The following is a 1,579-nucleotide window of genomic DNA, read 5'->3' as shown; positions in this document are numbered from 1 at the left end:
CGGCAGCTGCAAAGTTTTTCCAGTAAGAAAGAGCAGCCATGGATCTTTGCTACCATGGCAAGTTGATTAATAATTGTTACGGTTATGAGGTTCTTGGTAAACAGTTCATGCGAACTGTCTACTCACCAGCCACAAGAACCGTCCCTGCGGCTTCCTGGCCAGGATGTCAAGCCTGGCTGCTCTGTCCAGCAGGTATTTGGGGTCAAGTTCCCGGTCCATGTATAGGAAGAAAAGCCCAGTTGCCTGATTCGGCGTAATCTTTGAAATTCTTTAGTGTCAATCAGATCTAAAAGCAGTTTCTCTTTAGTCTTATTGAATAGAATAATGTTATCGTGCAGGGTCTCTGATTGCTTTCATGTTTTTCACCTTTATTTTAACCCATGTTATAAGTTAATGTTATTGATCGTTTTCAGTCGAGTAATAGTTAGTAATTTATGGCAATAAATATTTTTACTATCTTAACCATGGAATTGTTTAAAAACAAGGGCTAACAAGAATAGTACAATAGAGATTTGAACATGTCTTCACAATTAATCACATGATAAACCGTGCCGGGATGTTCCACCCTTAAATCTCTACCCAAAAAACACCTCCCGGCCAAATTATACCAGGAGGTGTTATAATTTACAATAAGTTAATAAGTTTAGTGCCTGACACCCATTACCCCTGCCTGTGTTGGCTGGCCCCTTTGTCCAGCTCCCAGGCTGTTTTCTCCTGCGGAGGTTGCAGGGAATCAATCCATTTAAGGCGTTCTCGCCTGGTATTGAGGCCATTGCGTCTAAGTACCCCGTATACAGCGGTTTCGCCGATTTTAATTCCGCCGTTTTCTGATTTTCTCAGTTCGGCGCTGATCCTTTTGGGTCCATAAGCTGGGTGTTCCTGGACAAAAGCCAGGATAGCCAGGATAGCTTCTTCTATATCCGGCGGCGTTTGATTAGGCCGGATACCTGGTACACGTTCTTTATCGTGCAATCCGTTCTCGCCTTGTTCCTTGTACCTTTCCAAAAACTTGTAAAAGGTGGTGTGAGACATCTGACATTTGGCGGCTATTTCTCTGCGCGTATAAACTTTTCTCTGGTCGAGTTTCATTGCTTGCCTTCTGCAGCGTAATTACGGTAGGATGAGTATACACAGCAGTTCCCCCTTATTATGTTGATGTAGCAATTACCATTATAAGGGGAGCACTGTGGATACTCAACCATCTGGGGCAAGCCCGGGTGGTTGATTTATTTCCCAGCCTATTCCATTTTGTCAACCCATACCCAACTTAGCACAATTTACAATAAGTTAATAAGTTTAGTGCCTGACACCCATTACCCCCTCCTTATTTTTTTCTTAGTTCACGGAAAATTAGGCCCTCTACTCCGAGCGTAGTAACTGAGAGCAGAGGGCCAGGGTTGGGTAAACCAGAGGGACCGTCCCTTTGGTTCGCCATGGCAGCGGTTTTTTGCCAGGGATTTCCTCGAGCACTCCGTTTCCAGAGTGCGCGGGCCGTACTCCTGCGGGAGGGCCTACCGGGAGCTATACACCAGGTAAGTAGATACCCCACAGAAAGTTAATAAGTTAGGTGCCTGGCACC

1 protein-coding gene is annotated in these 1,579 nt (G+C 45.0%); it reads right to left on the bottom strand.

The features are described 5' to 3' along the window. Positions 1-660 precede the first annotated feature (660 nt). Positions 661-1,089, bottom strand: coding sequence for a helix-turn-helix domain-containing protein (locus tag P378_RS17135; protein ID WP_238473386.1), 429 nt, complete (start codon positions 1,087-1,089; stop codon positions 661-663). Between the last annotated feature and the right edge of the window lie 490 nt (positions 1,090-1,579).

The sequence above is a fragment of the Desulforamulus profundi genome (genome assembly GCF_002607855.1).
This window is presented reverse-complemented; position numbering and strand designations above follow the sequence as displayed.

Bases quoted from the DNA above. Each gene is read 5' to 3' on its own strand.
- P378_RS17135 (WP_238473386.1), bottom strand. From the start codon at position 1,089: ATGAAACTCGACCAGAGAAAAGTTTATACGCGCAGAGAAATAGCCGCC.